19 protein-coding genes are annotated in these 11,003 nt (G+C 42.9%); 2 read left to right on the top strand and 17 right to left on the bottom strand.

Translation table 11 applies throughout. The features are described from left to right. Window positions 1–103: 103 nt before the first annotated feature. The 17 genes from IQ211_RS15945 to IQ211_RS16020 all read right to left on the bottom strand — a co-directional run bounded on the left by IQ211_RS15945 (window position 104) and on the right by IQ211_RS16020 (window position 9,477). Window positions 104–559: a lysis protein gene (locus IQ211_RS15945; RefSeq protein WP_189760935.1), complete on the bottom strand. Its 456-nt coding sequence runs from the start codon at window positions 557–559 to the stop codon at window positions 104–106. Then, window positions 556–957 (bottom strand): structural protein, encoded by a 402-nt coding sequence (locus IQ211_RS15950; RefSeq protein ID WP_189760936.1) that lies wholly within the window; start codon window positions 955–957, stop codon window positions 556–558. The genes IQ211_RS15945 and IQ211_RS15950 overlap by 4 nt, the downstream gene beginning before the upstream one ends. After that, entirely contained in the window at window positions 938–1,270 is a 333-nt protein-coding gene (locus IQ211_RS15955; protein WP_189760951.1) for a phage holin, lambda family, read from the bottom strand. The genes IQ211_RS15950 and IQ211_RS15955 overlap by 20 nt, the downstream gene beginning before the upstream one ends. Before the next feature lie 78 nt (window positions 1,271–1,348). Continuing rightward, the gene (locus IQ211_RS15960) at window positions 1,349–1,573 is read right to left on the bottom strand and encodes a hypothetical protein (RefSeq protein WP_189760937.1); all 225 of its coding nucleotides are present in this window, start codon (window positions 1,571–1,573) and stop codon (window positions 1,349–1,351) included. Between the two features lie 132 nt (window positions 1,574–1,705). After that, entirely contained in the window at window positions 1,706–2,176 is a 471-nt protein-coding gene (locus tag IQ211_RS15965; RefSeq protein ID WP_189760938.1) for a hypothetical protein, read from the bottom strand. 617 nt (window positions 2,177–2,793) lie between these two features. After that, window positions 2,794–3,285, bottom strand: coding sequence for an HNH endonuclease (locus tag IQ211_RS15970; protein WP_223281835.1), 492 nt, complete (start codon window positions 3,283–3,285; stop codon window positions 2,794–2,796). Window positions 3,286–3,549: 264 nt separating this feature from the next. Continuing rightward, window positions 3,550–4,389, bottom strand: a complete 840-nt coding sequence (locus IQ211_RS15975) for an antitermination protein (RefSeq protein ID WP_189760939.1) — start codon at window positions 4,387–4,389, stop codon at window positions 3,550–3,552. Beyond that, the gene (locus tag IQ211_RS15980; RefSeq protein WP_189760940.1) at window positions 4,386–4,742 is read right to left on the bottom strand and encodes a RusA family crossover junction endodeoxyribonuclease; all 357 of its coding nucleotides are present in this window, start codon (window positions 4,740–4,742) and stop codon (window positions 4,386–4,388) included. The genes IQ211_RS15975 and IQ211_RS15980 overlap by 4 nt, the downstream gene beginning before the upstream one ends. A gap of 1 nt (window position 4,743) precedes the next feature. After that, complete coding sequence (locus IQ211_RS15985; protein WP_189760941.1) at window positions 4,744–5,028, bottom strand: DUF1364 domain-containing protein; 285 nt, start codon at window positions 5,026–5,028, stop codon at window positions 4,744–4,746. Window positions 5,029–5,097: 69 nt separating this feature from the next. Next, the gene (locus IQ211_RS15990) at window positions 5,098–5,541 is read right to left on the bottom strand and encodes a YbcN family protein (protein ID WP_189760942.1); all 444 of its coding nucleotides are present in this window, start codon (window positions 5,539–5,541) and stop codon (window positions 5,098–5,100) included. Further along, complete coding sequence (locus tag IQ211_RS20215; protein ID WP_189760943.1) at window positions 5,542–5,712, bottom strand: Lar family restriction alleviation protein; 171 nt, start codon at window positions 5,710–5,712, stop codon at window positions 5,542–5,544. Further along, on the bottom strand, window positions 5,709–6,149 hold the full coding sequence (locus IQ211_RS16000) for a phage protein NinX family protein (RefSeq protein WP_189760944.1): 441 nt from the start codon (window positions 6,147–6,149) through the stop codon (window positions 5,709–5,711). The genes IQ211_RS20215 and IQ211_RS16000 overlap by 4 nt, the downstream gene beginning before the upstream one ends. After that, window positions 6,149–6,484 carry a nucleoside triphosphate pyrophosphohydrolase family protein gene (locus IQ211_RS16005; protein ID WP_189760945.1) on the bottom strand — a complete coding sequence of 112 codons (336 nt, stop codon included), beginning with the start codon at window positions 6,482–6,484 and terminating at the stop codon, window positions 6,149–6,151. The genes IQ211_RS16000 and IQ211_RS16005 overlap by 1 nt, the downstream gene beginning before the upstream one ends. A 22-nt stretch (window positions 6,485–6,506) precedes the next feature. Then, window positions 6,507–7,892 (bottom strand): replicative DNA helicase, encoded by a 1,386-nt coding sequence (locus tag IQ211_RS16010; protein WP_189760946.1) that lies wholly within the window; start codon window positions 7,890–7,892, stop codon window positions 6,507–6,509. Next, the gene (locus tag IQ211_RS16015; protein ID WP_189760947.1) at window positions 7,885–8,709 is read right to left on the bottom strand and encodes a replication protein; all 825 of its coding nucleotides are present in this window, start codon (window positions 8,707–8,709) and stop codon (window positions 7,885–7,887) included. The genes IQ211_RS16010 and IQ211_RS16015 overlap by 8 nt, the downstream gene beginning before the upstream one ends. Continuing rightward, on the bottom strand, window positions 8,702–8,827 hold the full coding sequence (locus IQ211_RS19925) for a hypothetical protein (RefSeq protein ID WP_262985617.1): 126 nt from the start codon (window positions 8,825–8,827) through the stop codon (window positions 8,702–8,704). Before IQ211_RS19925 ends, IQ211_RS16015 begins: the two co-directional genes overlap by 8 nt. Window positions 8,828–9,231: 404 nt before the next feature. Then, on the bottom strand, window positions 9,232–9,477 hold the full coding sequence (locus IQ211_RS16020) for a helix-turn-helix transcriptional regulator (protein ID WP_189760948.1): 246 nt from the start codon (window positions 9,475–9,477) through the stop codon (window positions 9,232–9,234). A 111-nt stretch (window positions 9,478–9,588) separates the two neighbouring features. On the opposite strand from IQ211_RS16020, the gene IQ211_RS16025 reads away from it, so the two are divergent. Together IQ211_RS16025 and IQ211_RS16030 are read left to right on the top strand one after the other, a co-directional pair. Next, entirely contained in the window at window positions 9,589–9,993 is a 405-nt protein-coding gene (locus IQ211_RS16025; RefSeq protein ID WP_223281836.1) for a helix-turn-helix domain-containing protein, read from the top strand. 548 nt (window positions 9,994–10,541) lie between these two features. After that, window positions 10,542–10,907 carry a hypothetical protein gene (locus IQ211_RS16030; protein ID WP_189760950.1) on the top strand — a complete coding sequence of 122 codons (366 nt, stop codon included), beginning with the start codon at window positions 10,542–10,544 and terminating at the stop codon, window positions 10,905–10,907. The last annotated feature ends 96 nt before the right edge of the window (window positions 10,908–11,003 follow it).

The following is an 11,003-nucleotide window of genomic DNA, read 5'->3' on the forward strand; positions in this document are numbered from 1 at the left end:
CCACAGTCAGTACATTGCACAAAAAACCACGTGTCATTTGAATATGAATTAACAGCCGTATCTGAACCACTACAAAACGGGCACGGTTTGAGTTTGTCTGTCATTACTGTGTTCTCCCACATTCAGTCTTCGCCCACTCTCTCAATCCGAGAAACTGGGCTTCGAGGATTTCAAGTTCTCCGAGGAGACGGACATAATCCTGTTCAGCGTCTTTCGCCAGTCTGGCGGGTCTTGAACCATCCACGCCGGAGGGGGAAGTGGTTTCAGACACGGGGCACTCGGCTTTGACGTACACGCGCTTAATGTTAGTGCGCAAATCGTCGCTAAGCTGATCAATCTTAGTTTTGGCATTTGTCAGCTCCTGTAATCGTTTGGTGTCCCGTTCGTGAAGTTGCTGAATCCGCTCTTGCTGGTTGGCGTTGATGGCAACTTGTTCACTGAGGTCAGTCGTTAACTTTTTATTTAAATCATTTGCTTCGTTTAGCGATACCTTCAGCCAACTAGACCAAGCAATGAGTCCAACTATAATAACGAATACGGCCTTCTCGTAGGTGCTCATAACAGTGACCATGCTTTTTCAAACGTTGCCTCAGAATAAGGCTGTTTGCCGTTCTCGTGCCGGATAATGGACTTCGCCAGCGCAATCAGCGTGGGTTTATTGATGTCGATTTTCTCGAACTGGTCAACATTGAGCGCCTTAGCAACACCGTTAATGTAAGCCGTGGTGTTATTTTCGTTTGAAGGTGCATAGCGATTGATAATCTTGGATACGCTATTGTGTCCACCTTTATGATAATTGGTCAGCAACTTCATGAGTGCCCGGATACCGTGCTCCGCAGTCTCAAATCGGCAGAACCGTTTTTCAATCTTCGGGTCATGCCTCAATTGCCCCTGCCACTTATTAGCGGGGTTGTGATCAATGTTGCCCGGGTTGTTATTACGAATGCCTCTCGTCATTGCTGGCCCCCGCTCTTTTCTCTGCCGCCTTACGCAGCAATTGACCAATGAAGTCTGTACCCAAGTAACCAATCACCACACTGCCGATATAGGCCAAGTCAGGATTCAGACCAATAAGATTTAATACATCACGTATGAACCAAGCGAACATGGCACACATAAAGGCGTCGATTGAGACCCGCAGCCACCCCCCGCCGTTATAGCGGCCCCGGAGGAAGGCCATTGTCCCCGCGAGTGCTGCCCCGATGCCTTGCTCTCTTATCGAGACGAGCCAGTCACTCAGATGCACCCATAAATCAGGATTTTCTTTCATCTTCATATTCCACCCCATTTAAGCAATGGGCGTCCGTGGGGTGAACGATGGTTACCCCTGTGAGTTGGTTAAAAGTAGTTAGAGGTGCAGTGAAAGAGAAGAAGAAGCTAACTGCTGGTCAAGATCAGAAATAATATCTGTTGCAGATCGAATTGATTTTGATTTTTCCCTCTCCAGTTTCGCCATGCATGAGTAAACTTGATAAATAAATGAATAAATGGCAGCGTCATCTGAACCAATATTTAATGCTGCCATTTCTTCGCTAACATTTCCCTTCTTCATGGACAAAATAATTTCCATCATTCACCTCACGTGAGTTAATAGGTGCCAGCCGCAATAGGAGATACTGAGGTTCTGGGAGTGATTGTGGTGGCATGAATGAAAAAAGGCCGCATCATTAAGCAGCCTTGTGTTAATTAAAGCAAATTGGCGAGTCTATTTTCGTGATGTCATGTTATTAATTATCATTAACACATTATCTTTAATAGCATCACAGAATTCGGTTTCATCATCATCAAATATATAAATCAATTTACTTGGTTGCCCGACAATAGCAGTCATCTGATTACCGTCGATAAAAAGCTCCACATCAACTACGGCTGTATCTCCACCCCTAGGCGAATCATCAATGACTGTTGCAATGGCAAAATGAAGATGATGATCAGGAGTTAGCTTTATGCTTGTGGGGGTTTTCTGCTCGAAACCGTATTCAGCCATAAAGCCAGTCATGACATAAGGCTTTTCAGCTCCTTGCACATCTATCCATGATTTATTATCAAGCTCTAATGAGCGTATGTATGCTTCAACCAGATCAGTCGCTTTTCTGTAAATCCAGTTAATATTATCTTGGTGCCTTTCATCAACACTTATCTTTCTTTCGCGTATTGTTTTGTAAGTGACAGTCATAAACCTTCCTTCGTTACAGTTAAAAATGTTCATTTTGCCACCTGTATGATTACATTAATTTGATTAAACTCGCGCTTCGAAAGAATAAAATTGAAAGAAAATATAGCATTACCTGTAATAACCATTTCGTTGAGATAAATAAAATGGTTTATGTATTTACAACTATTTGAATTTATTCCGTTATGGGATTTCCCATATCGAGGATTTGAACCAATCCGATGTGTTGATCGAAATGGTCGAAATTGGAATTAACCTATTGATTTAAAACTAAATTAACTGTTTATCGGTGCTGCTTGAATTGAACAAACCCTCGAATTCGGGGGAATTGAAACATTCCTCTAAACATCCCGACTCTTGCGGGATTTTGAACTACCTGAAAATCCTCGGTAGTTGAATAAATCCATCGAATTCATCTTGCATGAGAGTGATCTCTTTTTCGCTGAAAATCAGGTTAACCATGTGACTTATACAGCATGTGAGGGTGTTCTCTATACCAACCCGAGGTGTTGATCGAAATGGTCAAAAACTCACATAACACACTGATTTAACATCAAAATTAGTGTTGATCAACCCCAATCGAGCTGTCAACTCTAAGTTGACTACGGGTAGATACGAAATTATATATCGCGGGAAAATTCACCATGGTACTTGGTTCTAGCTTTTTCCATGATTAATCGTGCTTCGTCTATGTTTGAGAAATAACCCAGAGTTTTTCTCTTTCCATCTATTCTTATTCTGGCAACCCATTTTTTTTTAGATTTACACCAACAGACGCCCTTAATACCAGAGGAATTATTTTTCCTCATTTTGCTGTTCCATGAATTCTCGGTATTTGATGCTTCTCTCAGGTTAACAATTCTATTATCTGATTTATCACCATTAATATGATCAATGAACTCACTAGGCCACCTACCATAATAAAGTAACCAAGCGAGTCTATGTATATAGATATGCATTCCGAATAACTTTATTTTGTAATACCCATGAGTAAGATAACCAGCCATATCACCCTTGGAATAACAAGAATACTCTGGCGGATTTTGCCATGTCACATGCCCGGTATTTGGGTTGTATTTAAATAAATGAACAGCATCATCATAATTCAACATGAGCGTATTCCTATAGAAATTAGAACCTGCTGACATAGAAATACCGCCCACGAGAGGTCGCCACCTGGCGATACTTCTCAGGCTCTATTTCTATAAGTTCTCGTGTATGGTTTAACGCATGTCAGTGCGTAGATATAAAAAAAGACCTCTGTTGAGGCCTTATTTTTTACTGGGTGGTCAATGAAATTGCAAATATCCTATCATTGAGATAATGATGGGCTAATTTTCCGAGAAATGCAATAGTTATTTACTATTTATTTAAACTTAAATAGAAACCATTTCCCTTTTTGTGATTTTTTGCAGCATAGAATCAGCTCTAGCTTCCTCTTTGAAACATTCCGTTACCAGATGTTCAAACAGTGGCTGATATTTGTCGTAACAGGTGGTTTTGGATACCCCTGTTAGTGGTTTCACTGCGTCCCATACATCTGTAAATTTCAACCTAGAATATCCACGCCCAGCGCACTTAGGGCAGGTTTTATAAGTTGGGATGCCAATCAACTTTGTCTGTTTCGCATCCAGAACTTCCCCGCGACCATTGCAGCGGCATGAGTGGGAAACTTCACTTTTCCCTTTGCACGTCGGGCAAGCCACTTTCACAACCTCACGTACCTCTCGGAACTTTTCATATGATGACGGGATAATCTTCAATCCCATATCACGAGAGGCTTGAATTATTTTCTTTGCTACCCAATGCGTTGATGATTTAGTTGTGAACACTTCCGCCTCGATGAACCCATTTTCACAATTCGGATCTGGACACGGCTTTTTGCTAGCCGCGCTCCTCGCATAATCCTGAAATGCATAATTTGCGAGTATTTGCAGTACGGATACCCTAATATCTGCATCGAGTTTCGCAATTGCAGGGTGTTTGTGAACCTGCGTCAGTGCATACTGGTAGAGACTCTCCACTGCCTCATCGGGTTTATTGATCCCCTGTTTCGCCAAAAACAGCTCAATACCCAGCCTCGCCTGAGCGGACGCCAATCCTAGCGAGGCCATAACATCGGTGATTGAGAATGAATCAGTAGCCGTTGCAGCTGGAGAGTCACTAATGTGAACCGTTTTAGGTGAAAAATATTTTGGTAGTGATTCTAAGTTCATTGTAACTCCGTGATAATGATTTGCCCCTTTTCGCCCCAGATCTTCGTAACCCGACCATCCCAGATGCGTGAGTCATCATCAAAAATGGCGTCTAATAACGCCTTTTCGAGATTGTCTTTATCTGGTTTTTGCTGGTGTGGCTTGCCGTTCATTTCTGAGCGTTTTTTCTTGCTCCAGCTGGGCGGCATTGGGATTACAAAGGTGATGTGGTAATTCGATTCGGGGAGGGTGATTCTGTTGAGTCTGACTTCATCCTTGAATGCGTAGTAATTTAATACCGGCTTTCGTTTTCGCCATCTGTCCGCCTGTGTCATCCGTGGTTTAGGAACTGGCGAGATGTCATAGATTCTCACGTCAAATCTTACCCTCCGATAGCAATATTGCCTGTGTCCTGATTACACCCTCTAAATGAGCCAAATGTGCACAGTCAGAATCTGTCAGGCGGGTTCTGCGGTCTATTTCATCGTGACACGCTGAACATGCCCACGCGCCCAATAAATCAGGGGGTTTCATCCCTATACCACAAATACCCGCCATCCGATAATGTGCCAACACCACCGTTTCGCTATTGCCATTGCAGATGCCCGGAATCCTGACCTGACATTCTCGTCCCCGTGCTTCGTTCCGTAAATTCGCCACCTTATCCCCCTAACGAATATCCCATAATCAGCATGAGCACTGTCCAAAAGCCGAAAAATATTAAATACCTCACTGATTCTGCTCCTGTTTGAGTTTCATGTACTCGCTGTCATCCGGCGCTGTCACGAAACAACCAATACTCGCAGCCCATTGCTCTATTTGCTCCATGAACCGAAACATCTCGCCCGTGTCCAGTTTGGATGTCTGGCGTAGTGTCCTGACGTGCTCTGGTTCCTGCGTTCTCGCATCAATCCGCTCCACCACCTCGTAGCCCAAAAATGTGTGTTTGAGCATGTCCTTAACTTCATCTGGTGAATATTTCGCCCCGTTAGATTTCAGAAAACGGCTAATCTCGCCAAACCACATATGCATGGTTGCGTTCTGAGATGGTGATCGGGTGTTTTTCCACGGTTTGATGATGATTCGATGAGGTTGATTTGTTGCGAGAACTTCTTTGAGTTGCTGCCATGCGGACTGTTTGGTTGATTCATGGAATAGAAAGTCACATTCCATCTAGCCTCCGTTATTTGCCCTCTGGTTCCATGCCACTATTACCTGTCGTTTACTGTGTAGTTCTCTACTGGATGAACCGCAATTTTGACAAACAGCACGTTTAGAGAAATAACCAATGATTTTAATTCTCGGACTACTACAAAACGGACACGGTTTAAGTTTTTCTGTCATTTTGCCCTCACCAATTCATCCGGTATTTCAACCTCGTCGCCTAACTTACCTAAGACTATCAATCTACATGCTGCTTCAAGGTGATTACTTCCAAATTCTGAAATTACTAATTTATCCATCAAATACGAAGATGCCTCAATTGTTGCATCTGATACCCAAATGAATTGAATTCCATATTCATCAATCAACTGCCCACACTGTCCCCAATTGGTTGAGGGTGAATATTTTTTTGACTCACCTTCAAACTCAACATGCACGTTATTACACATTCCAACAGTGATAACCGGTTTTTTAAATGCTGCCTCTCGAACTCTACCGTTGCCGATCCATGCATACTCATCGTCATAGTGATTGACCATGTAAATATCCATACCAACAGCCCTAGCCACAGCCCAATCCAACGCCCGCCCCGAAAGTTCACTTGTTTTGATTTTCATTAAAATGCCTTACCGCCAGTCTTGGTGCGGTTTTCTCGTTTATGGTCTGCCCGATGCCTGTTGTATTCTAATTTTTCAGCAATCGCGCCCTCGATGTCATAACCAAATGCCGCTGCATAATCTAGAATTCGGATCACTGCATCAGCCAATTCGACCTCAGCCATCGGACGATGAGGCAAATGGTCGTCCATCAAATTTTTACGCTCTCCCTCCATTGCCTCACTAATTTCTGAATGGATTAGGCAAAGCAAAGTGCCTTTTTCTCTTGGATTATCCCACCAACCTGCCTCAACATTTTGCTGGTGAATTTGTTTTTGTAATTCAGTTAGTTTCATCTCAAAGTCCTTATGGTGGGGTTTAAACGTTAGCGCCTTTAGCAAAGCGTTTATGAGGTTTATTGTCGTTCTGGCAGACTCTGGCGGCCTCTTCCTGATCGGTCGGCATAAAATGGCCATTGCGGAATCTTTGATAAACCGTGCCGAGCTGCCCGAACCTGTTTTTCGTGACGATAATTTCAGCGTATGGCGCTGCGGGGGAATTCTCATTGTACACGGCATCGCGGTACAACATGATGATACTGTCCGCATCTTGTTCAACACTGCCAGAATCTCGTAAGTCTGCGTTTACTGGGCGTTTGTTCGGGCGTTTCTCAACATCACGAGAGAGTTGACTCAATGACATAACTGGCGTCTTGAGGTCTTTCGCTAAACGTTTCAGACTGGATGAGATGTGTGCGATAGCCAGATCATTACGCTCTGCTTTGGGTTTATCAATCAGCCCCAGATAATCAACCATAATGAGTGACAACGCCGGATGCGCTTTCTTGTGACGTCTGGCAATTGACATAATCTGCTCAACGGTCAATTTGCTGGCATCGACAACCCAAATATCCAATTGTTGCAACTTACCCAGACCAACAGTGACCCAATCCCAACCCTCATCATCCAATCGTGCCGGGTTTCGTAATACTGAAATTGGCAGGTTAGAGGCTCCCGCCAACTGGCGTTCAATAATTTGTTGGGAATCCATTTCCATTGAGAAAACCAATACGCCGCGTTTCTGGTCGGTTCCTGTAATCGTCTGACTAGCAACGCCACTTGAGATTTTCAATGCGAATTCTGTTTTACCCATGCCAGGGCGAGCGGCAACAATCACCAAATCGACTGGGTTTATACCACCGGTGATTTCGTCCAGTTCCTCAATGCCCGTTTTTAGTGTGTCGGATTGTTCACCGTTCTTCAGCCGTTTCTCCAGTAATTCGGAATAATCATCCAGTAGTTCGGAAACATGCAACGGACGAATTTCATCACGTGGTCTGCGGATCTCCATTGCCTGAGCCAGAAATGCATCCATACTCTCCGCCGCATTTTCAATCGTACTGCTCAGGATTAACGCCCGTGTCTGATCCATCAGTTCAATCATTCTTCGGCGTTCATGATTAGCTGCAACCATGTTTGCGTAGCCTTTCAGATTAGCAGCACTGGGGCAATTTTTGGCTATTTGCATGACGCTAGCCCAATGTTCATCACCCATAGCATCTGCCACCATCAGCGAATCAATCATTCCCCGGGTTTTTGCCTGTGAACGAATAATCCTGAACATCTCGCGGTAGAACCGTGAGTAAAAAACGTCTGGTTCCAGTGTTGCCAATACATCGCTGGCATCCTGTGATAACCCGCTAATCAGTAATCCACCGATCACGCTCGCTTCGTATTCGTCATAATTTTCAATGTAATTATTCATGATCTTCTCCCGCAAATTTCCCTTCACGAACACCGGTGAGCGTTGTTTCTCTTAGTAAAAAATCAATATCTGCTGTCCAGCCCGTTTTACTTTTGCCAAAATAAAACGGACGGGCCATTTTCACGAAAGCTCTGACGTAAGCTCGCCAGCCATCCACGTTCTGAGTAACCAGCTTTGAAATGATTTTCTTTAAGGCTCGTTGTCGCTTGGTATTAACCTCTACAGCGTGAGGCAGTCGATCACCCACCTCTTCGTTGTAGGCATTGAGATAGTCGTCGTAGTTGATTTGAGGGGATGGTTTTCGCTTTTTAGGTTTAACCACTTCATCATCACCCCCCGTGGGGGTAAGGGGGTTCTTTTCTTTTTTCTTTACAGTGTTTCTTTTGTGTGTCTCTACATTGGAGACATCATCTGTCTCTAAGTTAGAGACTTTTTTTGTCTTCAAATTAGAGACACTGTCTCTAGATTGATTAATCCACTCTGTTGTGACTTTGTTTACCCCTATTTTGTTATCATCAATAATCAAAAAACGCATTGAAATTAATTCGTTTTTCGCCTTGTTCACATTCTGTCTGGATAAGCCTGTGATTTCTGCTACTTGAGAATCAGCAATACGATCAGATTTTTTACCAAAGCCGTATGTCTTTCTGATAATTGCCAGCATGACTTTTAACTGTCTAGCCGTAAGATCTGAACTCGCTATAGATTCCAGTAATTCATTGGCTATCCGTGTGAATCCATCTTCAACATCAGCCACTTTCCTCTCCACAACCTCAGGGCGAGGCCGGTAATCAGCCATTCTTGCAACGTTACCCATGCTGCGACCCTCCGGTCAGCTCCTCACGATGCTCCAGACGCAATTTCGCATCCTCCAGTGCTTCGCGCAGTTTTTTCGCCCCATCCTCAGTGACGGAACGTGCCGACCTATCGCGCATGTTGTTTTTATGCACAGCGCTAGGATTAAATTTATTTTTCATGTATAATTCTCCATAGAAATGTTGTTTTGAGGGGGACTTGCATACTGCCCCTCAGTCGTTAAATCGACATCTCAAGTTGCATTTCAGGAACCTCAGTTGTTACAGCAACTGGGGTTTTCTTTTCCCATCTTTAATTCCCATACGTAAAATTCCTAATGTTTAGTTTCGTTTAATAAAAATACAGGTGTATCAACTATCCTGAGATAGATGATGGCCATAGATGGGGGAACTGCCCCTCTTTAAGAGGGTTAGTTGTGATTTAGCCTCCCCGAAGAAATCGGGTTGGTTGCTCCAAGAGTGCCTAGAGCGTTCCGTTGCCCTGTACTAGCGGCCTGTTAAAGAGCGAGAGCGATTATTAAAAATCAGATTTCTACAGGTTGTATTGATAAGCTATGTCTTGAACGATCTTCAGGAGGGAAAATATCATCAAGAGAAAATTCACCACCTAGTTCATTCAGTGCTAGCACTATTTTCCGGCATGAATCTAAGTCAGGTTTTCTGATACCAGACTCATAGTTGCCAATTCTGGATTGTGACCACTTGATTTTTTTGGCCAGTCCAAATTGTGTAGCTCCGACTCGTCGTCTGGCCTCTGCAATTTTGTTCATGTTTATGTTCCATTTGTTAATTTAGGCTCAGTTAAACACAAATTGTGTTATCTGTAAACACAAATCGTGAAAGATTAATAACACGCTATGTGTTAAATAGTGATTATGAAAATGAGTAACCAAATCGGTGCGCGTATTAAGCGCTTTAGAGAGCAATTAGGATTAAGCCAAGCAACTCTGGCAGAACGCTGTGGCTGGTCATCTCAATCTCGGATAGGTAATTATGAATCAGGCTCACGAAACGTCAGCGCTGACGATGCTTTGATCCTGGCAAACGCCTTAGGTGTAACCCCTGCTGAATTAATGTTCGGTTCAATTGATTGTGCGAATGCTCCCATGCCTTGTACGACAGAAGAAACCAAACTCACTCCGCGACAAAGAATACTTTTAGAGTTATTTGATGAGCTACCGGATAGTGAAGCCGATCAGCTCTTAAAAAATCTTGAGGAGAAAAAACAACATTACAACCAGCTACTAGAAGAATTATTACATAAAAGAAATCAAAAGAAAGCATAGCACAGATAGTTTGCTTGATTATCAAACTATTAAATTATATAAATTTTAAATAATTCCAATAAATGGAAAATTAAAATTTATTTTTTTCTGAAAATTTTAGCGTTAACTGATGTGACTATGGCTTTCGCAAGGATTACTTTCTAAAAGTAGGTCACTATTAACCACAACGCGCCACCCGCTAGGGTGGTTTTCTTTATTATTTCATAAATCCCATTCGATTTTTATCCGCTTTCCAAATTTAAAATAAATAGCTCAATCATGTGCGTAGATAACCATAATATCAAAAATCACATTTCGTGTTGACAACAAAAACACATTATGTGATTATGATTGCATCGAACAGGCAGGACGCCCACGAAGTAGCCGCCAGTGGCATATGAATAACTGGATGATTCGATAGTCAGTAATACCAAGTTTCAGAAGTACCGCTCTTTTAAAAATCTGGAAAGATTCAGGCATTCTTGAATCAACCCCGCTGAGTAGGTTTTGGGGTGTAGTGAAAATGAGGTGAATAACTACACCACCAAAACTTACTTATGGAGGCGAATATGGCTAATACAGATCGCTCTATCCTTTCTCTTAAGAAAAGAGGCGATAAGAAAACCCCGGTTAAAGTAAAAGCTCAAACAGCTTATACCGCTCGTCGTTTTAAACGCCGGGCTGAATTCTTGGCAAGAAAAAGTCAGGAACTGGGGGCAAAATTTCAAACCCGCTCAGTGGAAAAAATTATAGATTCAGTCGTCAGAGTCGTTGACGAAAATGAAATTTACGCTCGTCTTATTGTGGGACTCAAGAAGCATGTGAGTTCCGATAACAACAGCGGCTCTTGCTGCATGAGTGACGTAGCCCTGTATTCAACCAAAACCAACTCCCGCCGTAGACTGGCGTCGGGCGGGGTTACAGCGAGGGTGTGAGTTGTAAATCACGCGACGAGATCTAGGTCATTGCTAAATTTTTATTAATGATGAATCATCACAATACAATCAAAGGTGATAAATGAGTAAAAAAAT

The sequence above is a fragment of the Xenorhabdus griffiniae genome (assembly GCF_015163655.1).
Classification (GTDB): Bacteria; Pseudomonadota; Gammaproteobacteria; order Enterobacterales; family Enterobacteriaceae; genus Xenorhabdus; species Xenorhabdus griffiniae.

Excerpts from the sequence above, each read along its gene's own strand:
- IQ211_RS15945 (WP_189760935.1), bottom strand. The coding sequence starts at position 559 with ATGAGCACCTACGAGAAGGCCGTATTCGTTATTATAGTTGGACTCATT.
- IQ211_RS15950 (WP_189760936.1), bottom strand. The coding sequence starts at position 957 with ATGACGAGAGGCATTCGTAATAACAACCCGGGCAACATTGATCACAAC.
- IQ211_RS15955 (WP_189760951.1), bottom strand. The coding sequence starts at position 1,270 with ATGAAAGAAAATCCTGATTTATGGGTGCATCTGAGTGACTGGCTCGTC.
- IQ211_RS15960 (WP_189760937.1), bottom strand. The coding sequence starts at position 1,573 with ATGATGGAAATTATTTTGTCCATGAAGAAGGGAAATGTTAGCGAAGAA.
- IQ211_RS15965 (WP_189760938.1), bottom strand. The coding sequence starts at position 2,176 with ATGACTGTCACTTACAAAACAATACGCGAAAGAAAGATAAGTGTTGAT.
- IQ211_RS15970 (WP_223281835.1), bottom strand. The coding sequence starts at position 3,285 with ATGTTGAATTATGATGATGCTGTTCATTTATTTAAATACAACCCAAAT.
- IQ211_RS15975 (WP_189760939.1), bottom strand. The coding sequence starts at position 4,389 with ATGAACTTAGAATCACTACCAAAATATTTTTCACCTAAAACGGTTCAC.
- IQ211_RS15990 (WP_189760942.1), bottom strand. The coding sequence starts at position 5,541 with ATGGAATGTGACTTTCTATTCCATGAATCAACCAAACAGTCCGCATGG.
- IQ211_RS20215 (WP_189760943.1), bottom strand. The coding sequence starts at position 5,712 with ATGACAGAAAAACTTAAACCGTGTCCGTTTTGTAGTAGTCCGAGAATT.
- IQ211_RS16000 (WP_189760944.1), bottom strand. The coding sequence starts at position 6,149 with ATGAAAATCAAAACAAGTGAACTTTCGGGGCGGGCGTTGGATTGGGCT.
- IQ211_RS16005 (WP_189760945.1), bottom strand. The coding sequence starts at position 6,484 with ATGAAACTAACTGAATTACAAAAACAAATTCACCAGCAAAATGTTGAG.
- IQ211_RS16010 (WP_189760946.1), bottom strand. The coding sequence starts at position 7,892 with ATGAATAATTACATTGAAAATTATGACGAATACGAAGCGAGCGTGATC.
- IQ211_RS16015 (WP_189760947.1), bottom strand. The coding sequence starts at position 8,709 with ATGGGTAACGTTGCAAGAATGGCTGATTACCGGCCTCGCCCTGAGGTT.
- IQ211_RS19925 (WP_262985617.1), bottom strand. The coding sequence starts at position 8,827 with ATGCGCGATAGGTCGGCACGTTCCGTCACTGAGGATGGGGCGAAAAAA.
- IQ211_RS16020 (WP_189760948.1), bottom strand. The coding sequence starts at position 9,477 with ATGAACAAAATTGCAGAGGCCAGACGACGAGTCGGAGCTACACAATTT.
- IQ211_RS16025 (WP_223281836.1), top strand. The coding sequence starts at position 9,589 with ATGAGTAACCAAATCGGTGCGCGTATTAAGCGCTTTAGAGAGCAATTA.
- IQ211_RS16030 (WP_189760950.1), top strand. The coding sequence starts at position 10,542 with ATGGCTAATACAGATCGCTCTATCCTTTCTCTTAAGAAAAGAGGCGAT.